Below are 21,882 nucleotides of genomic sequence, written 5' to 3' on the forward strand. Positions count from 1 at the left end.
GTGTGACGCGGCCCACGGCGCGGCGGCCAGGGTACGGACCAGCCGCCCGCCGCCCCGGAGACGGGGCGCGTCGGCCGGCCGACCTCGGCGGCTACAGGTCGGCCCGGGCGTCGCCCGGGGCCCGCGACGCCGTCGCGCCCTCCGGCTGCGTGGGCTCGTCGCCGAGCAGGTACCGGGCGCCGGCGCCCTGATCGGCCGCGGCGTCGTGCGGGTTGTAGAGGGAGCACTTGCGCAGGGACAGGCAGCCGCAGCCGATGCACCCCAACAGGCGCAGCTTGAGCCGCTCCAGGTCAGCGATCTGCGCGTCGATGCGCCGACTCCAGACCCGCGCCACCGCGTTCCACTGGGTGGCGCTGGGGGCGCGGCCCTCGGGCAGCCGGGCCAGCGCGGCGCCCGCTTCGTCCAGCGAGAGGCCAACCTGCTGGGCGGCGCGGATGAAGGCGACGCGGCGGAGCGTGGCGCGGGCGAAGCGGCGCTGGCCGCCGGCGGTGCGCTCGGAGTGGATCAGCCCGAGCTCCTCGTAGTAACGCAGCGCGGAGGTGGCCAGCCCGCTGCGGGCCGCGAGTTCGCCGATCGTCAGTCGGTCGTGCTTCGACGTCATGGCGTGCGAGCGTAGTCGCCGTCTGCCACTGGCAGCAGTGCCCTCCGCTACGCCAACAGTCCCGCCCCCGCCGGCCGCCGGGGCGGCGGCCCCGACCCCGACTGCATCGACGGCGACGATGCTGTACGCTCTTGACCTGCAACGACGACGGCAATGCGAGGGCGCGGCCGACGTGGGACGCATCGGGACGTGGCGCAGCTTGGTAGCGCACTTGACTGGGGGTCAAGGGGTCGCAGGTTCAAATCCTGTCGTCCCGACTCGTGAGAGTCGCAGATAAGGGCTGGTTTTGGAGAGATCCGAAACCGGCCCTTGATCTTTCCGGGGGCCAGTTAGAGACCAGCGTCCTTGACCAGGGTCGGCGAGCCCTGATGATCGGGCTTGGCGGCGGGCGTGGTGTGCGGAGCGCGCTGCCCCCGGGGGTCGGAGCCGGGCCGGGGCCGGTGTCGGCTCGCTCGTGGAGCTTCTTGGTTCTCACCCTCGCACGGCCAGCGCCCGCACCTCGAAGGTGCGCCCATCGGCCAGCCAGAGATCCTGCGGGCCTGGCAGCATCTCGCTGAACGTGACGACGGGGCGGTCCGCGCCGTTCGGGGCGTGTCGCAGGAGGCCCGCGAACGCGCCGACGGACAGCGGGTTGCGGAAGTCGAGCAGGGTGGGCTTCGGCTCCCATGGCAGGCGTACGAAGACCAGCTCAGGCATGCCGTGCTCGAACCGGAACGCCCGTGCGGCCAGGAACTGTTCGGCGTCCCGCAGTCCGCCGATGGCGGGGGCGGGCGCCCGCCAGGTGGCCCGCTGCGCCACGGTGCGCCCGACGACGACCCGGGGCCGCAGCGGCCCCAGGCCGAACGGCACGCTCTGCACAGCGGGAAAGGAGAGCGCGGCCAGCGGGTCGAAGGTGTCGGTGGCGGGGCGGACGGCGGGCAGCAGCCACAGTGGCCCGTGCGAGTCCCAGAGTGCGACGCTGTCCCCCTCGTCACCCTCATCCGATTCGCTCGGTTTTCTCCGTACGGTGAGCTGCGAAGCGGGCAGGGCCGCGTGGTCCGGCAGATGGGGGCGCAGCTGCACCGCGACGGCGGGCTGTCGGTACTGGAAGATCTTGGTGTCGCGGCCGGTGACCAGCCAGGCCGCCCTGCGCCCGGTGCGCTGGAGCGCGCCGAACAGCCAGCCGTCCCGCCGCGTGTGGGCCCCGGGGTCCCGCAGGCGCGCGAAGTGGTCCGTCGGGAAGACGGACAGCAGATGCCCGGCGTGCGCCTCGCCGAGGACCCAGCGCTGGTCGCCCCGGAAGGCGGCTGCCGCGTCAGGGGCGGCGAGCAGGAGGTCGACGGAGGTGAAGACCGGTCCTGTCACGGCATCCGCGAGCGGCATTAACTGCCGTGGATCCAGGCGTACTTCACCGGTGGACTCACCGACGAGCGCGGCCATCCTCGTCTCGGTCGGGGTCGGGGCCGACACGGGAGGCAGGGCCGCGGCGGCGCGGAGGAAGGCGGGTAGCGGAACCTCGGGCCTGCCGGGCCATTCCCGGTCGTACAGCGCGGCGGCGGCCCGCTGGTGCTGCCGGTGCCGCTGGCAGGCGACCGCGGCCCAGTAGGTGAGGACAGGGGCGAGGTCGTCGGGCAGTTCCGCGGCGGCCGGGCCGCCGACGGTCAGGGAGAGACGGTTCTCGCGCTCCTCGAACAGCACGCTGCGGTCGGCGTACATCCGACCGCCGCCCTGCCGGGGAGCCCCGCCGGTCAGCGCGGCGACGCGGTTCTCCGCCCGGCCGAGCGCCGCGCGCCGGGCGTCGCTGCCCGAGGCCGCCCCGAACGCCCGCATGTCCGCGCGCAGGTCGCCCAGCCGTGCCAGCCACTCCTGGGCCGCGGGCCGTGGCCCAAGGTTCCGCAGCCAGGTCTCGAGCGAGGCGAGCGGGTCGGCGGTCCACAGGTCGAGCGGCACCTGGCGGACGAGCGCCCCGATCCTGAGGAGCCGGTCCGGCGACGGGTCCGGGACGGGCGGGGGCGGGGCGTCCGCGCCGGGGCGGAGAGCCGACCAGTAAGCCGCCTCGCTCGGGCTCACCCGCGTCGAGCGCCCGCTCGGCAGATGCGTCAGCCGCCCCTCCGCCAGCGTGAACATCGGCGACCTGCGCAGCACCAGGTGGTGGGCGAACTCCGGCTCCGCCGACATCAGTTCGGCCAGCTCCCGGACCGTGCGGGGGCTGCTGAACACCACCGGGGGCCCGTGCCCGGGCGTGCCGTCGACGCGCAGCGGCACCGGCGCGTCCGGGCAGAAGGTGGCGGCACCGATCGGCCCGAAGTAGCTGTTGGTCTCGTTCTTGGCGACCAGGCGCTGCAGATACAGCAGGAACCGGTGCTCCAGGCCGCGGACGCGGCTGGTGCGCGTCGGGGGCAGCGGGGCGTGCGCGAAGCGGTGGAGCGCCTCACCGAAGGACGGGCTGAGCAGGCTGACGGCCTCCAACAGCGGCTCTTCGCGGGCGAGTTCGTGCAGCCGCCGCCGTAGCGCCGGGACGTCTTCGGTCCAGCTCCCGGCCAGGCCGGACACGGCTTCCCGTACCGCCTCAAGCCGTCCGTTCCACTCCCGCAGCGCGTCTCGTACGCAGACCGGTGCCGCATCCGGTGCCGCCACCGGGCGGTTCTTGCCCACCGCCGTACGGCACTTGCTGAGCACGCGGCGCGTCGCGGGGTCACCGGCCGCGGCGACGGCGGCGGGGAACGCGACGGTCAGCAGCTCGGCCCGGTGCTGACGGGCCGCCGCCCAGCGCGCGTCCAGCTCGGCCTGCGCGGCGAGCAGCGGGGGAGGGGGCAGCCGCTCCCACCAGGAGAAGGGGAAACCCGCCATCCGCAGCGCCGCGTGGGGGTGCACCGACCAGCCGCCCGTCGTGTCCGTCACCCGACGCTCCCCTCGGAGAGGAGCACGGCGGGGGCGGCCAGGCCGCGGAAGACCGCCGAGTGGTGCAGCGTCGGGCCGCACGCCGCCACCGTACGGAGCCAGCCGAAGAGCCCCACCTCCAGCGTGACCGGGCCGACGGGACGGTCGCGCTCGCCGGCGCGCACGTGCCAGCCGAACAGCTCCAGCCGGATCTTCCGGCCGCCGTTGGTCCGCACGGCGGGGCGGCACACGGCGACCGCTTCGAACCCGGTACCGAGGAGGGCGCGCAGCTCGTCCACGCCGTCGGAGCCACCGCTCGCACCGGCCCCGCCACCGCCCCCCGGCAGCAGCGCGAAGCCGCGGACGGCGGGCCCTATGGGGCCGTCCGGCTGGCTGCGCACCGCACAGCCGTTGGGCGGGCACCCGAAGGCGGCGGCCGTCGCCCGCGAGTGCAGGAACCCGCGCAGGACGCCGGACTCCAGAAGGACGTTGCGCGCCGTGGGCACGCCTTCGTCGTCGACGAGGGAGCCGTACGGCCCGTCCAGGCGCCCGTCGTCCACCACCGTGACGGCCGGGGCGGCGATCCGGCGGCCGACCCGCCCCCGCAGGGCCCGCATGCCGCCCAGCACGTTGGTGCCGTTGACCATGCTGGCGAGGAGGTTGACCAGGTGCAGGGCGACGGCCGGGCGCAACAGGACCGGCATCGTGCCCCGTGGCCCCGGCCCGGCGTCCCGCACCGCGAGCAGTCCGAGGCGCTCCTCGCGCGGGACCAGCGGGTCGGGCAGCCGGTCCCCCCAGGTGACGGCGCCCTCCAGGTGCTGTCCTCCGGCGCCGCCGACCCAGTGCCGCAGCCGCCGGTGCGTGTGGTCCCACCGAGTGAGTCCGCCCGCGTCCAGGACGGTGACCTCGCTGGACGTCTCGGCGTACTCGGCGTCGACGACCTCGGGGCAGGGCTGCCCGGTGGCGGGGTCGAGGAGGCACGCGGACACCCGCCCCGCCGCGTCCGTCGGCGGTGGGTGCGGTAGCGGCGGCGCGGCGCCGTCGGAGAGTTCGGTGGACCAGTGGGAGCCGGTCCGCACCGACACCACGACGGTGCGGTGGGTGCCGCCGCGCCGGGAGACCGCCCCGTCGTAGCCGGTGCGGTACGCGGAGGTGACGGAGTCCGTGACGCGGACGCGTACCTCGTCCGCGTCGTGTGCGGACCGATGCGCGGTGATCCGCCGGGCGAGCCGGTCGGCGGGCAGGATGTCGGTCATGCGCCGGTGACCCCCAGGGCACGGATGCGGAGGGTGGGCTGCCCGACCGAGACCTTGAGCGGGAACTGCCCCTGCTTGTTGCAGTGGTAGCCGTACGCCAGAAAGTCCAGGTCGTCGCAGACGACGTCGACCTGCCGCAGGACGTCCGTGCCGGAGCCGTGCAGGGTCGCCGACCGTACGGGAGCGGTGATGCGGCCGTTCTCGACCAGGAAGCTCTCGGTGACGTCGGCGGTGAACTCGCCGCCGCTCATGTCGGTCTCACCGGTCACGACGGACCGCACGTACAGCCCGCGGCGGATGCCCGCGAGCGCCTCCTCCGGCGGGGCCTGGCCCGCCGCGAGATACGTACAGCTCATCCGGGACAGCGCGGGGTGGGCGTGATCGAGGCGTCGGCCGTTGCCGGTCGCGGGGTGGCCGGTACGCCGGGACACCTCGGCGTCGGCGAGATAACTCGCGAGCACGCCCCGGTCGATGAGGGTGGTCGGCCCGGCGGTCCGGCCCTCGTCGTCGACCCGGTACAGCGGCGCCCAGCTCGGCATGCCGGGGTCGTCGACGACGGTCACCAGGGGTGAGGCCACGCGTCGGCCGAGCAGGTCCTGGTAGGCGCCCCTGGGCGCGCACGCCACGTCGGCCTCCAGGCCGTGCCCGCACACCTCGTGTAGCAGCGCGGCGGGTCCGGCGGGCCCGAGGACCACCGGCAGTTCGCCCTCGGGCGGGTCGACCGCGTCGGTCCGCGCCAGGGCGCCGCGTACCACCTCGTCGGCGGCGGCCAGGTGCCGGTCGCCCTTGAGCAGCAGTTCCAGGGACGCGGCGGAGACGATGCGCAGGCTGCGCGCGGTCGCCGGGGCACCGGCGATCCGCGCCCCGACGCGCAGCTCCAGATACAGCCGGTCGTCGGTGGCCAGGGTCCCGTCGGCGCGCAGAACGGCGATACGGGTACGGGTGGCGTCGGCGTTGATCAGCGGAAGGAGCCCCGGGGGGCCGCCGCTGAGCATGCGGTCGGCGAGCTGTCCGGCGAGGCGGGGCAGCGCCGTCGCTACCTCGGCGGGCAGTTCGTCCCCGGCGTCCAGCGCTTCCCGCCCGGCGGCCTCGGGGGCGGTGGCCGCGCCGGACCCCTGGGCGGCCTCGGCGAGGCGGCGCAGTGCGGCGGCCGAGCAGGCGCCGGTGAACGTGTGGCGGCGCGCGCCGGGGCCGACGGTCTCCAGGGCGGAGCCCGTGGTGCTGTGCCGGGTCGAGGTGACGGCGTCACCGCGCAGGGCGGTCTGCTGCATGGCGCCGCGGCGCAGCAACGCGAGGGTGTCTGGGCCCAGTTGTCGCAGCACCGGAGCCAGTGCGGCGTGTTCGCCGTCGCGGAACAGCTCGGCGGGGCTCACTCCGCGTCCCCTCGTCCGGATTCTCCCAGGTGCCCCGACGGTCCCGGTGATCCCGGTCGTGCCGGGCCGTTCGTCCGGTCGAGCACCATCGTCGTGCGCAGTTCGGCGCAGTGCCTGCCCCGCTCTCCGCGCAACCACAGCCCGTCCGGCCCCGGCAGCAGCTCCGTGAGGACCACGTGGTCCCGCGCCGCCCGGGCCGAGAGGTGGCGGCCCAGGTCGAGCAGCGCGGGCGCCCGCAGGTCGAGGAGTACGGGCTTGCGCTCGCCCGGCACCTTGAGGAAGCCACGGCGCGGCAGCCCGTGGGCGACGGCCGCCGCGCGGGCGGTACGAAGAAGCCGCAGTTCGTCGACCGCCCCGCCCTGCCGCGGGAACAGCTCGGCGCGGTCCACCTCCCAGCGGGCCCGCGCCAGGACGACGTCGCCAAGCACCACACGCGGTGTGCGAGGGGACCGCCCGAAGCGGACGGGACGGACCCGGGGCGGGGCGAGGACGTTGTGCACGTCGGAGTCCAACTCGCCGTGGTGGAGCAGGAAGTGCGGTACGCCGGGCGCGGTGCACACCAGCCTGTCGCCGCGCAGCACGACCCCCACGTCGGCCAGCGGCAGGCGCGGCCGGTCGCCGTGCGGCGGCGTACTGCCGAGGTCGACCACCGGTCCGGGGAAGTCGAACGGCACGATCTTCGCCCGGCGGGAGCCGAGCACGACCGCCATCGTGGTGTCCGCGCAGGCGCGGCGCAGGAGTTCGGCGCCCGCCTCCTGGACCTGCTGCCGCCGGGGGTGGAACTGCAGCGCCCACCCCCAGATCAGCAGGGTGTCGTGGCATTCGGCGAGCACCAGGTCGCCGTCGCCCGCGAGGACGTCGGCGAGGCTCTCGGCACGGAACATCACGTCAGGCGAGGCGATCAGCGGGTCGGTGCCGAGGTCCACCGGGGGGAGGTCGGCCGGGTCGACGCGCAGGGGGCGGCCGGGATCGGTGCGTGCCGCCCGCTCCACGAGTTCCGCCAGGTGCAGGCCCGCGGACGTGAGCGGCCCGTCGTACGGTGCTGCCGGCTCCATCGCGTCTGTCGCGTCTGTCGCGGGCGTACGCAGCAGGGTGAGCAGCGGGACCGTCGCGCCCGAGGCGAGTTCGGGGTGGCGCTCCAGGAACTGCCGGGTGAGCCGGGCATGGTGGGCCACGGCCTCGGCGGCGAGCAGGTCGAGCGCGGGTGCGAGCCGCTCGCGCAGCCGGTCCCGCAGCGCGCGCCCGAGCGCCAGCGGGCTGACACTGCCCAGCGCCTCCTCGTGCACCACCAGGCGGTCCGCGTACCACTCGCCGCCGCCACGGCGCACCGCACCGCCCCCCTGGCGGGCGATCTCCCGCTCCAGCTCGGCGAGCAGCTCCCGTCGCCGCTCAAGGTCTGCCGTGCCGAAGGCCGCCAACAGGCCCTGAATACGGTCCAGCAGGCGGAGCCAGTCCGCCCCGGAGGGGAACGACGCGACCTCCGCGCGCAGCCACCCGAGCGCGTCGGTGACGGCCACCGGCGGGCGGCAGTCGAGGAGGAGCAGGCCGCGGTCCGCCGCGTGCCGCGCCGTCGCGAGGACCGTGTCGGGGGAGGCGCCGAGGGACCGGGCCAGTTCCGTCACCGTGTGCCGGCCGTCGGCGGCGCGCAGCAGTGCCAGGGTGGCGGGCGGCAGGCTCGCCCGCTTGCCCGCGACGGTGAGCGGCTCCGCGCGGGAGACGAGGCCGCTGGTGCGCGGGCGCAGGTGCGGCCGGACGGCGGGGTCGGCCGCGACCGCGTCGGCGAGGACCACCACCGCCCAGTACGCGAGCGAGGCCGAACGCAGCGCCGGGGCCGAGACGAGGGGCTCGGCCCCGGTCGGCTCCTGGCCGAACTCGGCGTAGTTGACGGGGCCGAAGAACGACGTGGTCTCGTTCTTGGCGGACAGCCGCTGCAGGTACGCGGCGAACTGGCGGCGCAGTCTGCGGGCGGGTCCCCGCGAGGGGCGTGCCGCCAGTGCGGACAGTTCGCCGATGCCACGGTCGTGCATCGAGGGGCTGGACAGCCACACGGCCTCGCGCACGGCGGGGTCCGTGACGGCGTCGACGAGCGCCCGGTGGCTCTCCCCGGTCTCCTCGTCCGCGCACCACTCGGCGGTGTGCCGCGCGTCCCGCACGGCCGCGAGGCGCTTCGCGTACTCCCGGAGGGCCGAGCGCACCGGCTGGCTTTCGACGGCGGTGAACAGCTCATCGGGCGCGTCGTCGTGGTGGTTCAGCGCCTTGCGCAGCTTGCGGGAGAGGCGCGGCTCCACCGCCGACGGGTCGGCCCGTACGGCGGTGACCACCCCGGTGACCGCGTCCGCGAGGTCCGACTCGGCCCGGTCGAGGTCGGCGAGGGCGGCGTCGGTGCGCGGCCAGTCGAGGGCTTCGACGAGCTGCCAGGGGAAGCCCGTGCTGCGGAGGATCGCGTGGTCGTGGAGCAGCCATCGACCGCTCATGAAGCGGTCCTCGCCGGGTCGAAGTGCACCAGTTCCCCGGGCTGTTCACCGGCGACCAGCGCGGCCACCAGCTCGCCGGTGTGGCTTCCGGTGAGGATGCCCTGGCCGCCGTGGCCCGTGGCGACGACGACGCGGGGGTGGCCGGGCAGTCCGCCGATCAGTGGACGGCCGTCCTCGGTCGTGGCGCGGAAGCCGTACCAGGTGTCGACCACCCGGGCCGTGCGGAGCGCGGGCCAGTTCCGGGCGACGTGGGCGAGCAGCATCAGGGTGCCTTCGACCGTGGGTCCCGGCGTGAAACCGGTGTCCTCCTCCGTGGCCCCGACCAGCACGGTGCGTCCGTCGGGTGCCGGGGCGAGGTAGAGCGGGCCGGAGACGATGTGGCGGGGCCGCTGGTCCGCCGACTCGGGGGCGAGGCGGAGCATTTGGCCCCTGACGGGTCGTACGGGAAGCGCGGGCAGGCCGGGCAGCGCACCGGACCAGGCGCCCGCCGCCAGGACCAGGGTGTCGGCGCGGACCGGACCGTCGGGCAGCTCGGCGGTCACGCCCCGGTCGTCGGAGCGCAGGCTGAGGAGCGGGCAGTCGGTGCGCACGGTGACACCGGCCCGGCGTGCCTCGGCGACGAGGGCCTCCACGTAGGCGGGGGCGTCGACGACGGTGGCGCCGGGATCGACGTAGGCGCCGTGCGCGGCCTTCCGCATCGTGGGCTCCAGAGCGGCGACCTCGTCCGGGGAGACCCAGGAGCCGAGGAATCCGGGGTGCTCGGCCGCGAGCGCGGCGAGGCGGTCCGCGGCCGCCTGGTCGGCGACGGGCCGCAGCACTCCGCAGGCCCCCGACAGCGGGCGTTCCGGCGTCGCGAGCCGGTGGAGGTCCTTGGCCAGGGTCTGCTGACCGCGGAGTGCGAACGCGAGCATGGGCGGGTCCTGGAGGAGCCGCACGGAGGGTACGCCCACCCCGGCGGCGGCGCGGGAACCGGCTCCCGGTGCCTGGTCACGGTCGATCAGCAGGACGCGGGCGCCCGCGTGGGCCAGTTCGCGCGCCGTGGAGGTGCCGACCACACCGGCGCCCACGACGATCACGTCCGGCTGCCGGGCAGCGCTCTTGTCAGACATGGTGCTCCACATCGGGGACGGCCGAGTCAGGGACAGTCGGATCAGAGGCGGGCGAAGAGGGTTCCCAGCCGACGGTCAACCGCCATTCGCAGCTGACGAGTCGTCCCGCGGGGCGCAGCCACCACTGCCCGGGCTCGGGCAGCATCTCGGTCAGGTCGACGGTCGGGGACTTGCGCAGGTAGTGCGAGAGGTGCAGCAGGCTGGTGGGGCAGTGCAGGTCGGCGAAGACGGGTTTGCGGGCGGCCGGGGACTTCGCGAACACCCGCCGGGGCAGGCCCAGTCGGTCCCTCATCCCGGCCGCCGCCCGCACGAGCGGCGCCGGGTCGCGGACCGCCGCCAACTCGCGCGTCCGGTCGGCGTCGAGACGCCACCGGCGACGCCAGGCCACCACGTCGCCGACCAGGACGCGGGGCGCGTACGCGGCGTCGCGCAGCGGCAGCGGGGCGATTACGGGCGGCGGCCCGAACAGCCAGTTGGCGGGGGCGCGCGGATGTCTGGCGCGCAGTCGTACGGGAGTGCCGTCCGGGGCGGCGAGGCGCAGGACACCGCCGCTCTCGTGGACGGTGAGCTGCGCCGCGTCCCACACGCGGGAGTGCGGCTGGGCGAGGGCGGCGCGGAACCGCACCGCGGGCCCCGGCAGTTCCCGCTCGAAGGCCTTGCCCTGGGTGCGGCGGCAGACGAGGGAGGCGATCTCGGGGCCCGCCCCGGTCGACGAGGTCGACGAGGTTCCCGAGGTCACCACGGCCACCGAGGTCTCCGTGGCCGACGGTTCGGGGTCGAGCACGGAGAGCTGGGACCACACCTGGGCGCCGTGGTGGACCTCGCCGATGACGAGGGGGTTGTCCGCCATGGACGTACGGGCGGGATCGGCGCACAGGAAGATGTCGGGGGAGACGACGAGGCCGGGCGGCGGCTCGGTCAACAGGGGCGCGAGCGCGGCCGGGTCGAGGTGGGCGGTGCCGTCGGTGGTGTGGGAGTCGATCAGCGCGTCGAGCCGGTCGAGCCAGGCGGTGGGGCCGGGGGCGGCCTGGGCGTCGGCGATCGGCAGCGCGGCGTCCAGCTCCGCCACGAGCCGCAGGTAGCTCACCGGGCCGCCGCGGGCCAGCTCGGCGTGGAGCGCTAACGCCCTTTCATGAACGGCGCGTTGGACGACGGTGCTGTAGGAGGCGCACAGCAGCAGCGCGGGGGAGAGCCTGCGGATGAGGGTCTCGGTCTCCCCGGCCGGCACGGCGCACTCGGTCACCCCACCCCGGTAGTCCTCGGTGACGAGCAGCCGATCGGCGAAGTGGTCCCCGGCCCCACGCCGGGCGGGCTCACCGGTGGCCTGGGTGAAGGCGGTTTCCAGGGCGTCGAGGTGGGGGACGTGGCCGGGCTCGGCCTCGCCCCCTCCGGTCGACTCCGTCGCCCCGTGGACCAGCGCGGCCACCGTGTCGCGCCACGGCTCGGCCACGGTGGCGCCCGAGCGCACGAGGTCGTTCAGTTGGTCGAGGAGCCAGGCGCCCGGGTCGTCCAGTGCGGTGGGGACCAGCGGGTGGCAGGTGAGCAGGCCGCGGGTGAGTAACTCCTCCACCAGCGAGGGGTCGTGGCTCCAGGACCGAAGCTCCGCACAGCTGTACCGTCCCGACGCGGCGCGGCGCAGCACAGCCGCGCGGTCCGCGCCGAGGCGCACGCGGCGGTCGGTGGCGGCGATCAGGAGGTCTCCGTCGGGGGTCAGTGCGCAGCCGTCGCGCAGCCGCACCGGAAGGTGCTCCGCGAGGGCGGGCTCCCGGGCGACGCGGTCGGCGAGCGCCTGGACCGCCCAGTGGGCGAGCCGGACGCTGCGGGCCTGTACCGGCTGATGGGCGTAGCGAAGCCGCGTTGTCGCCGCTTCGCCGCTTTCGCCGTTGTCGGCCTTCGCGGCCTTCGCGCCGGTGTCGCCCGTGTCGAAGGCGCCGTAATCGACGGGGCCGAAGAAGCTGACCGTCTCGTTCTTGGTGGCGAAGCGCTGCGCGTACGCGTACACCGTCCGTTCGGCCTGCCGGGTGGCCGAGCGGCGCCCCTGAGGGTCGGCCCGCATGGTGCGGGCCATGATGGCCGCGGCTCCCGGGTTGGACACCGTGAGCGCGGCGGCGAAGCGGGGGTCGGCGAGGAGCGCGCGGAGCGCGTCGCGGCCGTGTTGCGCGGCGCGACGGACCGCGTCGTCCAACTCCTGTTCGGTGCTGTCGAGCAGAGTGAGGCAGGCGTGCCAGTCGCGGACCCAGGCGGCGTCGAAGCGCCCGGCGACGGCCTCGGGGACCGGGCGCAGGGACGTGACCTCCCGCCGCGCCCTGTACACGGCCTTGAACAAGGGGCGGTCGGCCGGCGCGGCGCCTTCCGGTCGATGCTCGAGCCGGTCCACGGCGGCGTCGAACCGCTCCGGCCACTGCCTCAGCAACTGGGCCGCCCGCGCGCGTGGTTTCGCTACGCGATCCAGGGCCTCAACGACCTCGGCCGCACCGCATTCCGTCAGCTCAATCGGGAATCCAGCGCTCCGAATAAGAAAACGGAAGACGGGGCGCCACTTTCCTGTAATCCCGGGCGTAATGATCTCGGGCATTGCCCTCCCTCGGGAGCCACGAGGTCGGCATGGAACCACTTCATGATCGGAAAGATTTCATTTGGGGGCCTTGCGTGTCAATAGTGACGGCCCCTACAGTTTCTTCGGATACGCCTTGCTCGTCTTCTTCGAGTGCGCCCCGACTGGTCTGAGCGGTTCCGTTTAGCGTCGGGGCGTCGGGGCGGAAATCGATAAAACACCGGATGCAACGAGGGGATCGTCATGTCCGACAGCGAGAAGGTCCTGGACGCGAGCACCGTCGAAGGAGTCGAGGGGGCGGGCGAAACAGACAATACCGAAGAATTACCCCCTGCGGTGGCCGCCGAGCCCGCTGAAGCGGCACAGCACGACGACGATCTCGACGACGATCTCGACGACATGGAATTCGTGCTCGACGAGATCGAGAACCGCATCGCACCGCTGGCTTGAGAACATTTCCCCTATGCTGCGAAGGCAGAACGGCGTGAGAACACCGCCGACGCTTCTGTTGATGGGCGCACCGCCAGCATCCTTATACGAAGGTGAAGTGGCGGAAATCGATATCGGCCCCGGCCTCCCTGCCGGGTTGGACGGTATGCGTCACATCCTGCTGAAACTGACCGCCTCGGACGCGAACCGCGCGGCTGCGATCCGGAAAGCCGCCGAACAGCGCGCCGCTGAATGGAACATTCTCTTCCCCGGAGAGTTTCCCGACGCCGCCCCGCTTCCCGTCATCGCCGCGACCTGTTCCGAGCGGCGCCTGCACGCCGAAAGCGAGCAGATATTCCGGGTCATCACGGCGGTCGGACAGGCGGTGACAGCCGCCGCCCAGGCCGAGCCGCTCACGCTGGTGCTCCGCCGGACCGCGGCCCTCGACCTGCCGACCCTGCGGGCCGTCCCGCACCTGGTGGAGAGAGCCGCGCTCTGCGGAGCACCGCTGCGCCTCGTCCTCGCCGAACTCGACCCCGACGGGCCCGACGCGAACGCCGACGGGGCCGAACTGAGCGCCGCCGGTCCCGCCGGCGGGCCTGACGCGGCCCTCGACGGCTTCGGCGACGCCGCGCAGGAACGCTCCGCGATCCGCCGCCTCTACCTCACCGCACTCATCGACCGCCTCGGCGCCCCGGTGGAACCCGGTGAGCCCGCCCCGGCAGCCAGCACACCGGCCGCACCAGCGGTCCGGCCACCGAGCCGCGAACGCGAAGCCCTCGACGCCCTGCGGGCCGCCGCCTCACCCGAGGCCGCCGTCGCGGCGGCCATCGCCCTGATGCGCGCCGCGTTCTTCACCACCCACCACGACATCGGCGTCCTCGCCGCCCACCGGCTCCTCGCCGAGGCCGACCGGCACCCCGTGCTGAACACCCGCGCCGTCCAACTCCTGCTGGAGGAGTGGGACCTCGGCGACGACCCCGGGTCCGTCGGCGTCGACGCGAGCGCCGTCACCAGCGCCGACGCCCTGCGCAGCCTCGCCCACCGCTATCTGGGCATGGTGCACGTCTTCGTACTCGACTACCGCACCGGCGCCACACACCTGCGCCGCGCCGCCGGCCTCGGCCCGGCCGTCGTGCGCGCCCGGGCCCAGCTGCTGCTCGCGCTGCTGCTCATCAAGCGCGTGCGGCGGGTCCAGGAAGGCTTCGCCGCGGCCGACGCCGGGCTCACCGCCCTGGCGGGCGACACCACCCCGGCCGCCGTAGTGGAAGCGGCCTGGCTGCACAACGTCAAGGCGCTCGGCCACGTCCAACTCCGCGACGGGAGCGCGGCGATGACCGAGGAGAGGATCGCGGTCCGCCTGATCGGGAAGCTGACCAGCACCGACGCCACCCACCTCAAGGTCAACCTCATCTCCAACATCAGCGTCCTCAAGGAGTACGCGCGCCAGCCCGAGGCCGCCGTGCGGGCGTGGCGCCGCTTCTCCCGGCGCAGCACCGAATGGGGCGACACCTTCTTCAAGCACCATGCCTACCGCGAGGCGGGACTCCTGGTCGCCGCCGGAGACGTCGAGCAGGCGCGGCCCCTCCTCGCCGAATCCCGCCGACTCGCCGAACTCGCCCACGACGACTTCTACGGCGCCCACATGGCCCTGGAGCGCGGCACGTTGCTGCTCACGGCCGAACCCGACCACGCCGCACGGGCCTTCGCCGATGCCGAGGACCATGCCATCGCGCTCGGTGACCCCTACCTGCGCGCGCTCGCGGTCGTGGGCAGCGCGGCGGCGGCCGGGGAGATCGGCGACGCGCCCCGCCAGGAAGCGGCGGCCCTCCTGGAAGCCTCCACGTCCTACCCCGAGCAGAGCGCCCGGCTCGCCGCGGCGCTGGCCGAGGGCACCGACGACGAACTCCGCGCCTTCCTGCCCGCTCCCAGAACCAAACTCAACCGGCCCTTCGCCACCGTGCGGCTGGCCTTCCCGGAGCGGGCATGAGCTGGAAGCTCAGCGACACCTTCCTGCTGCGGCGGGCCGGTTTCCCCTTCGACCTGCTCGACGGGTTCGCCGCCACCGACCTCGCCCGCCTCGCCCTGCGCTGGGCCGACGTTACGGAGGAGGCCGAGCGGCGGCGCCGGACACTGCTCGGTGAGCTGTTCCCCGCCGCCGTGGAACGGGCCCGCAAGCGGGAGGACCGAGCGGCGCTGCGCGGCCTGTCCGCGCTGCGCCGCTCGGTCGGCCGCCGCCGGGTGCGCCCCGTACCGCCGGGCCTCGAGGACGACGAGCTGACCCAGGCCCACCGCGCCTGGGCGGAACAGGCCGACCAAGCCGCTGAGCTTGCCGCGGAGGCGCGACGCGCCGTGGCGCCCGCCTGGGAGAGCGCCGCCCGCGGCCTGCGCGAGCTCGCCGAGCGCGAGGACATCTCCGACGCCCTCCTCCAACTCTCGCCCGACTTCCACGAAGCCACTACGCGCCACCTCGCCGACGACCGGCGCGCCGACGCGGCGTCCCGGGCGCACGACCGGCGCCTCTGGTCCTACCTGCAGCGCCTCGCCGCCAAGAACGAAACCACCAGCGCCTTCGGTCCGGTGACCTTCGGCTCCTTCGGCGCGGTCGACGCACCGGAGGCGGGCGCGGAACTCCCCGACGGCGTACGCGAACGCGTCACCTTCGTCTCGTTCTGGGCCGCCGTGGCCATCGGCCGCGCCGCGACCCGCAGCGTCGCCGTGCGCGACCTCGTCCCGGCGCGCCGCCTGCCCGCCGTCCACCTCACCGGCGACCTGGCGACCCTGCCGGGCCGCCCGCCCGTCCCGCTCTCCGAGACCGAGCTGAGCGTGCTGCACGCCTGCGACGGCACCCGCGACGCCCAGGGCATCGCCGACGCCACCCGGCTCGACACCGCCGCCACCCGCACGGCCCTCGCCGCCCTGGAGCGCTCCGCGCTCATCCAGCGACGCTGCGAACCGTGCTCCACCAGCCTCGACCCGCTGCACGACGTACTCGACCAACTCCCCGACACCCCCGGACTGCACGCGTTCACCGCCGCGGCGAAGGAGTTCGCCGATCTCGTCGCCGCCTTCGCCACCAGCCCGCCCGACGCGCGCCGCGCCGCGCTCCGCCGCGCCGAGCAGGCATTCGAAGCCCTCACCGGCACCCCGGCCCGGCGCAACGCGGGCGGCACCTACGCCGACCGGCTCGTCCTCTTCGAGGACTGCCACGGAGACGGCCAGCCCCTCACCCTTCCGGAGCGCCTGCGGCAGCGCATCCAGCACGAACTGCGCCCCGTGCTCGACTTCGGCCTCACCGTCGGACAGCGGGTGCGCACCGCCCACCGAGAGCTGGCCGCCGAACTCCTCGCCGAAACCGGCGAGGTGCCCTTCCTCGAGTTCGCCGCGCGGCTCACCCGCGCCGTCGAAGAGGGCCGCCTACGCCCGGCGCTCGCCCCGGTGGAACGGCTCCACGACGCCTACCGGGCCCTGGTCACCGACGTGAGCGACGGCCGCACCGCCCGCCTCGACCCCGACCGGCTGACCGCGCTCGGGCGGCCGGACGACACACCCGCCTTCGTCAGCCCGGACCTGCTGCTCACCGGCGCCCGGCACGGCGAAGGTCCCCTCGTACTCGGCGAGATCCACCCGTACGTCTTCGGCTGGGGCCTCCAGGGCGGCTTCGCCCCCGACCCGGAGGCGCTGCGACAGGAACTGGCCGGGCTCCTGCCCGCCTGGGGCGGCCCCGACCGGCTCGCCACCGTGCTGCACCGCAGGCGCCACAAGGGCCTGATCACCAACCGCTTCCCGGGCACGTTCATCGAAGTCACCGGCACCGCGCGCAGCGCACCCCGCCGCGTTCCCATCAACGCCCTGCGGGCCACCCTGCGCGACGGCGAACCCACGCTGCTCGGCCCGGACGGCCCGCTGGAGCTGTACGTCGGCGAAGCGGACCACCCGCACCTGCGCGTCTTCGCCCCCGCCCAGGTCGAAGTGGTCCGGCTCGCCCTCGGCGAACGCACCCCGCGGATCGTCGTCGGCGATGTCGTGGTGCAGCGCGCGGCCTGGCGGCCCGGCGACACCCACCGCGACGCCCTCGTGGCGGCCAGCACCGACCAACTGGCTCTGGCCGTCGCCTCGTTGCGCCGCGCCCTCGACCTGCCCAGACACCTCTTCTCCCTCGGCACGGGCGAGATCAAGCCCCTCTACCTGGACCTCGACTGCGTCCACAGCCAGTACGCGCTGCGACAGCAAGCCGAACACGGGCCCCTGTCCCTGGTGGAGATGCTCCCCGCGCCCGACCAGCTCTGGCTGCGCCGCTCCACCGGCGCCTTCACCAGCGAGCTGCGCCTGTCCATGTCCCGGGTGCCGGGAGGCCGCACATGATCACGGTCGTGCCCCCGTACGGAGACCCCAGCCTCCGCCTCGCCCACCGCCCCGAGGACGGTGAACTCATCGACGTGACCGCCCAGTTCGTGGCCGAGCTGGTGGCGGCGGCAGTGGCCGGAAAGCCCTTCGGCGGCGCCGAACCCGCCGACCGGGGCGCCGCGCTGCTGCGGACGGCGGGGGCCGCCGCACTGGGCGACAGCCACGCCGACACCGTGCACCGGCTGCGCGGCCTCGGCCCCGTCCTCACCAGCCTCGCCGCCCCGGCACACGGCGTACACCTGCGCCTCGACGACCTCGAGCTGGCCGAAGGAACCACCCAGAGCAGCGCCGACGTGCTCCGCGCCGCCGCCGCGCCCGCCCCCTACCAGGCCGCCCTGGCCCGTGCCGCCGACCACGCCCGCACCCATCGCGAGGTCACCGTCGTCATCGAGCGCGACCAACAACTGCCCGCCGCGCTGTGGCTCCTCGGCGAACTGCGCGCGGCACCACCCCGCACCGTGCGGGTGACCGGCCGCTACGCCACCGCCTGCTGGCCCGTCCTGCGCACCCTGCCGCCCTGCGCGGACGCGACGCTCGCCCCCACCCCCCGCGGACTGCCCTGGCTCGTCGTCGACCCCTTCCGGCCCGATGCTCCGCCCGCCCTGCGCTGGCGGGAACGGGCCGCCGACCCACGGCCGCACGGCTCCTGGGCGGGCCGGGTCGCCCTGCGCCACGTCCTCGCGGGGGACGCCGCGGGCGCCCGCACGGCCGTCCTCGGACTGTGCGCCAGCGGCGAACGCGTCCTCGGCCGCGGCGGCTCCACCGCCACCTGGCCGGAGCTGGCCAGGGCCGTGGAGGCACTGCGCACCCAGGGCACCCGCGTTCTCGCCGAAGTGTGGATCGGCGCCCCGGGCTGCGCACCCGACGAAGCCGCGCGGGGCCTGCGGGCCGTGGCGGACACCGTGGACCGCGTCGCCGGACTCCGCGTCTTCGACTGGCCGGTCGGCTGGACCACGCCCCACTGGGGCCCGCACCCGGTGACGTACGAGAGGACCGGCCTCGACCTGGCCCGCCACCACACCCTGCGCGGACAGCCGCCGCCCGACGAACTCACCGCACTCGTCACCGCCCTGGCCGGACCGCTGGCACGCGCCGGAGAGCTGGTCCCCGGCAGGGTCGCGGCCGCCTACCTCGCCACCCCGCCCGCCCGTACCGGCCCGGACCTCGGACTCGACCCCGACGTGGTGCTCGGCGCCCACAGCACCCGGACCGGCAAGGGCATCGCCGTCAACCTGCGCACCGGCGCCTGCACCAGGATCGGCAGCGAGATGACCGAACTCCTCACCCGGCCCCCCGAGCGGCGAGCGGACGCCGTCCGCGCCGTCCTCGCGGCGCTGCCCGGGCCGCAGCTGTCCGCGCTGCGCGACGGCGACGTCCTGGTGGGGGCCGCGTGACCGGGGCGTGGCGCATGTCGCCGGTCTTCGTGCTGCGCCACGCGGGGATGCCCTGGGAGTGGCTGGCCGACATCGCCTTCCCCGCCGAACTGGTGCGGCTCGCCGACCGCGCGGAGGACGACGGCGCCGACGCCACCGCCCGCTTCGACGACGCGTACGCGGCCGAACGCGCCCGCCTGCGCGGCGAGTTGCACCGACGGGCCCGCCACGAGGAGTTCCGCGCCGCCGTGTTCCTCTCCAACCCGGGCATGTACGAGGGCATGCTGCGCGGATACCTGGACCGGGACGAGATACCGGACAACGCGCGCTTCCGGCGCGTCGAGCGACAGATCTACCTCTACCTCCAGCGGTTCTGCGGCAAGAACGAGACCACCAGTACCTTCGGACCGATGGGATACGGCGAACGGGACGACGGCGAGGGCCTGCGCATCGAGCGTCGCGCGCAGCGCCGCAAGGTCCTGCCCGCGCGCTGGGCCCTGGAGGAGCTGGCCCGCGCCCTGGCACGGGACCCCGCACTGCGCCGGCACATCCCGGTGCGCCGCCCCCTCCTGACCGCGTCGGCGGACTCGGGCCGGGCGCCGCGCACGTCACGAGAGCGGGCCCTGTGGGACGCGCTGGCCGACGGCCCGCTGTCGCTCGCCGCGCTCGCCGACCGCCTCGGCACCTCCGTCGCCGAGACCGGACGGCAACTGCGCCCGCTGCTCGCGGACGGACGGCTCCACCGGGGGCTGCTCTTCCCCGCCGACGTCGTCGACGGCCTCGCCGGGCTGCGCGGCGCGGTCGCGGCACTGCCCGAAGTCCCGCGCCGCGACGCCTGGTTGGCGGAGCTGGACGCCTTCGCCGACGGCCTGCGGGCGTTCGCCGCAGCCGGTGTGGACGAACGCGCACGCCTCCTGACCGCGCTGGAGGCCAGGTTCACGGAACTGACCGGAGTCCCCGCCCGCCGTGGCGCCGGAGACATCTACGCGGACCGCCTCATCCTCTTCGAGGAGGCGTCCTCCCTCTTCCACCTCAGGATCGGAGACGACCTCGCGCGGAGTGTCGAACGCCAGGTGGCCGACGGACTCGACCTCTCCGCCGCCACGGGCGCCGCCGTCCAGCGCGACTACAAGCAGCAGATGGCCGCCGTGCTGCGGGAGCTGGGGGGCTCGGCGCGGTTCACCGAGTACGCGGCCGCCGCCAAGCCCCGGGAGGAGATGAGCTCAAGCTTCGGCGGCCACCGGCACACCATCACCGTCGACGTGCCGCCGGGGGACGACGTCACCCTGCCCGCCCCGGCCGAGCTGGCGGCGCCCCAGCGCTACGCACTCCCCGATATCTGCCTGACCTCCCCGTTCGGCCCCCGCCCCGGTGTCCTGCTCGCCCGCGTGCACCACCACCTGCTCCTGGAGGGCTGGCTCACCACCTTCTGGGACGACACCGACCGCATCACCCGGCAGGTACGGACCTGGCTCACCGGCGCCGTCCCCGGACGGCAGCTCGCCGCGCTCGCCACCACCCGGCGCAACAAGGGCTTCTACCGCTTCCCGGGGCGACGCGTCCTCATCGCGCACGTCGACCACGAGGGCGGCACCGACGCCGTGGCGGGTGACCAGCTGACCGTACGGCTGTGTGACGGCGCGCCGCAGCTCATCGACCGTGACGGGCACCGCGTGCTCCTGTACCCGATGCTCGCCGACCTCACCACGTACCCGCCGATCGCGGCCCTGACGGACGCCCCCGTCCTGCACCTGCCGGTTCGGCAGGCCGATCCGGGGCGGGCCCTCGGGCGAGTGCGGGTCGGCGGCGCCGTCTACCAACGGGCCCGCTGGGAACTGGAGTTGGCGGAACTGCGCGGCCTGCGCGGCAGCGCGGCCTTCCGGTGGCTGCGCCGCACCGCGCGCCGCACCGGGCTGCCCCGGTTCTTCTTCGTCCGCGCCGAGAGCGAACGCAAACCCGTCCTCATCGACTCCTGGTCGCCGTTCGCCGTGGACGTACTCTGCCACCTGGCACGGGACGTCGACCGCTGCCGGGCCGAGGAGATGTATCCGGCACCCGAGGACCTCTGGCTCCAGGACGAGCGCGGGCACTACACGTGCGAGCTGCGAGTACAGTTCTTGCGCGCGGTGGACGGCCACGTCGACGAAGCGGGTGACCACGACGGCGAAACGGATGGCCACATCGACTCGGCAGGCGAGAGGACGGCACCGTGATCGGCCACTACCGGACCTTCTTCGCCCGTCCCGGCGTGCCGTGGCTGGCCTCCTTCGGCCTGGTGGGACGGCTGCCGAACGGCATGCTGAGCCTGGTGTTCGTCCTGGCCACCGCCGAGAGCACCGGGTCCTACGCCATCGCCGGAGCCGCCGCCGCCTGCTACACGGTGGGCACCGCCCTCGGCAACCCCCTGTGGAGCCGAGGCGTCGACCGCCTCGGCGCGCGCGCCGTGCTGGCCGGCACCGGCATCGCGCAGAGCGCGCTGCTCCTCGTCGCCGCCGCCGTACTGACCGGCGAGGACCGCAGCGCCGTACTCCTGGTGCTGCTCGCCGCCCTGTGCGGGGTGCTGCTGCCGCCGCTCAACGCCGTGATGCGGTCCCTGTGGTCACGGATGTTCAGCGGCTCCGAGCTCAAGACGACGGCCTTCGCGTACGAGTCCGTCGTCACCGACCTGGTTTTCATCGTCGGCCCCTTCCTGGTGGCCGCCGTGATGGCGGTCGCCGACCCCGGCCTCGCGCTGGTGGCGGCCGCGGTGGCGACGGCCGTCGGCTGCGTCCTGGTGGCCGTCAGCCCGCAGGCCAAGGCCGTCCCACCCGCCGAGCAGGGCGACCGGCACTGGCTCGGCCCCTTGCGGTTCCGCGCCGTACTCGGCCTGCTGCCCGTCGGGTTCCTGCTGATCGGCAGCATCGTCGCCATCGAGGTGACGCTCGTGTCCTTCGCCGACATCAGGGGCACGCCCAGCCTGTCCGGCGTGCTGATCGCGGTGCTCTCGGTGGGCGGCGTGGCAGGCGGACTCTACTGGGGGGCGCGGCGCCAGCCCGGCACGCACGTCCAGCAGCTCGTCGTCCTCCTCGGCGCCCTGGGCGCGGGCTGGGGGCTGCTCGCCGTGACGCGGAACCCCTGGGTCCTCGGCGGTCTGCTGCTGCTCGCCGGTCTGGTGCTCAACCCCGCGATCACCGCGCAGTTCTCCGCCATGGACGACGTGGCGCCACCGGAGATGATCACCGAGTCGTTCGGCTGGCTCAACGCGATGACCTCGGCGGGCTCGGCGGCGGGTGCGACGCTCGCCGGTCTCCTCGTCTCGGAGCGCGCGGAGCCCGGCTTCCTGCTCGCGGCGGGCATGTGCCTCCTCGGCTGCCTCGTCGCGGCGGCGTTCCAGGGCCCGTGGCGAAGCGCCGGTGCGGCGCCGGAGGAGCCGGTGGAGCAGGCGAGTTGAGGGGCGCGGAAGGTGCA

At 74.7% G+C, this 21,882-nt stretch carries 13 protein-coding genes and 1 tRNA gene; 7 read left to right on the top strand and 7 right to left on the bottom strand.

Features of this window, described 5'->3' with window-relative positions:
- Positions 1 to 91: 91 nt before the first annotated feature.
- Positions 92 to 601 (bottom strand): redox-sensitive transcriptional activator SoxR, encoded by a 510-nt coding sequence (gene soxR / locus H7H31_RS30675; RefSeq protein WP_187065087.1) that lies wholly within the window; start codon positions 599 to 601, stop codon positions 92 to 94.
- 183 nt (positions 602 to 784) lie between these two features.
- On the opposite strand from soxR, the gene H7H31_RS30680 reads away from it, so the two are divergent.
- A tRNA-Pro gene (locus H7H31_RS30680) sits at positions 785 to 858 on the top strand.
- A gap of 214 nt (positions 859 to 1,072) precedes the next feature.
- Here the strand turns inward: H7H31_RS30680 and H7H31_RS30685 are convergent.
- The 6 genes from H7H31_RS30685 to H7H31_RS30710 are packed head-to-tail and all read right to left on the bottom strand — an operon-like array spanning position 1,073 to position 12,085.
- Positions 1,073 to 3,481, bottom strand: a complete 2,409-nt coding sequence (locus H7H31_RS30685; protein WP_187065088.1) for a hypothetical protein — start codon at positions 3,479 to 3,481, stop codon at positions 1,073 to 1,075.
- Entirely contained in the window at positions 3,478 to 4,716 is a 1,239-nt protein-coding gene (locus H7H31_RS30690) for a metallopeptidase TldD-related protein (protein ID WP_187065089.1), read from the bottom strand. Before H7H31_RS30690 ends, H7H31_RS30685 begins: the two co-directional genes overlap by 4 nt.
- Positions 4,713 to 6,089, bottom strand: a complete 1,377-nt coding sequence (locus H7H31_RS30695; protein ID WP_187065090.1) for a TldD/PmbA family protein — start codon at positions 6,087 to 6,089, stop codon at positions 4,713 to 4,715. The genes H7H31_RS30690 and H7H31_RS30695 overlap by 4 nt, the downstream gene beginning before the upstream one ends.
- On the bottom strand, positions 6,086 to 8,563 hold the full coding sequence (locus tag H7H31_RS30700) for a lantibiotic dehydratase (protein ID WP_187065091.1): 2,478 nt from the start codon (positions 8,561 to 8,563) through the stop codon (positions 6,086 to 6,088). Before H7H31_RS30700 ends, H7H31_RS30695 begins: the two co-directional genes overlap by 4 nt.
- Positions 8,560 to 9,672: an NAD(P)/FAD-dependent oxidoreductase gene (locus H7H31_RS30705; RefSeq protein ID WP_187065092.1), complete on the bottom strand. Its 1,113-nt coding sequence runs from the start codon at positions 9,670 to 9,672 to the stop codon at positions 8,560 to 8,562. Before H7H31_RS30705 ends, H7H31_RS30700 begins: the two co-directional genes overlap by 4 nt.
- Complete coding sequence (locus H7H31_RS30710) at positions 9,665 to 12,085, bottom strand: lantibiotic dehydratase (protein ID WP_187065093.1); 2,421 nt, start codon at positions 12,083 to 12,085, stop codon at positions 9,665 to 9,667. Before H7H31_RS30710 ends, H7H31_RS30705 begins: the two co-directional genes overlap by 8 nt.
- Positions 12,086 to 12,469: 384 nt before the next feature.
- Between H7H31_RS30710 and H7H31_RS30715 the strand changes: the two genes are divergently transcribed.
- The 6 genes from H7H31_RS30715 (at position 12,470) to H7H31_RS30740 (ending at position 21,865) form a co-directional block, all read left to right on the top strand.
- Positions 12,470 to 12,676: an ammosamide/lymphostin RiPP family protein gene (locus tag H7H31_RS30715; protein WP_187065094.1), complete on the top strand. Its 207-nt coding sequence runs from the start codon at positions 12,470 to 12,472 to the stop codon at positions 12,674 to 12,676.
- 97 nt (positions 12,677 to 12,773) lie between these two features.
- Entirely contained in the window at positions 12,774 to 14,645 is a 1,872-nt protein-coding gene (locus H7H31_RS30720; protein WP_187065095.1) for a hypothetical protein, read from the top strand.
- Complete coding sequence (locus H7H31_RS30725) at positions 14,642 to 17,020, top strand: lantibiotic dehydratase (RefSeq protein WP_187065096.1); 2,379 nt, start codon at positions 14,642 to 14,644, stop codon at positions 17,018 to 17,020. Before H7H31_RS30720 ends, H7H31_RS30725 begins: the two co-directional genes overlap by 4 nt.
- Complete coding sequence (locus H7H31_RS30730) at positions 17,017 to 18,456, top strand: hypothetical protein (RefSeq protein WP_187065097.1); 1,440 nt, start codon at positions 17,017 to 17,019, stop codon at positions 18,454 to 18,456. Before H7H31_RS30725 ends, H7H31_RS30730 begins: the two co-directional genes overlap by 4 nt.
- Positions 18,453 to 20,648 (top strand): lantibiotic dehydratase, encoded by a 2,196-nt coding sequence (locus H7H31_RS30735; protein ID WP_187065098.1) that lies wholly within the window; start codon positions 18,453 to 18,455, stop codon positions 20,646 to 20,648. The genes H7H31_RS30730 and H7H31_RS30735 overlap by 4 nt, the downstream gene beginning before the upstream one ends.
- Positions 20,645 to 21,865: an MFS transporter gene (locus H7H31_RS30740; protein ID WP_187065099.1), complete on the top strand. Its 1,221-nt coding sequence runs from the start codon at positions 20,645 to 20,647 to the stop codon at positions 21,863 to 21,865. The genes H7H31_RS30735 and H7H31_RS30740 overlap by 4 nt, the downstream gene beginning before the upstream one ends.
- Positions 21,866 to 21,882 lie beyond the last annotated feature (17 nt).

This window comes from Streptomyces buecherae (assembly GCF_014295035.1).
Classification (GTDB): domain Bacteria; phylum Actinomycetota; class Actinomycetes; order Streptomycetales; family Streptomycetaceae; genus Streptomyces; species Streptomyces youssoufiensis.

Coding starts and splice junctions, on each gene's coding strand:
- H7H31_RS30730 (WP_187065097.1), top strand. CDS start 17,017: ATGATCACGGTCGTGCCCCCGTACGGAGACCCCAGCCTCCGCCTCGCC.
- soxR (WP_187065087.1), bottom strand. CDS start 601: ATGACGTCGAAGCACGACCGACTGACGATCGGCGAACTCGCGGCCCGC.
- H7H31_RS30705 (WP_187065092.1), bottom strand. CDS start 9,672: ATGTCTGACAAGAGCGCTGCCCGGCAGCCGGACGTGATCGTCGTGGGC.
- H7H31_RS30715 (WP_187065094.1), top strand. CDS start 12,470: ATGTCCGACAGCGAGAAGGTCCTGGACGCGAGCACCGTCGAAGGAGTC.
- H7H31_RS30690 (WP_187065089.1), bottom strand. CDS start 4,716: ATGACCGACATCCTGCCCGCCGACCGGCTCGCCCGGCGGATCACCGCG.
- H7H31_RS30700 (WP_187065091.1), bottom strand. CDS start 8,563: ATGAGCGGTCGATGGCTGCTCCACGACCACGCGATCCTCCGCAGCACG.
- H7H31_RS30725 (WP_187065096.1), top strand. CDS start 14,642: ATGAGCTGGAAGCTCAGCGACACCTTCCTGCTGCGGCGGGCCGGTTTC.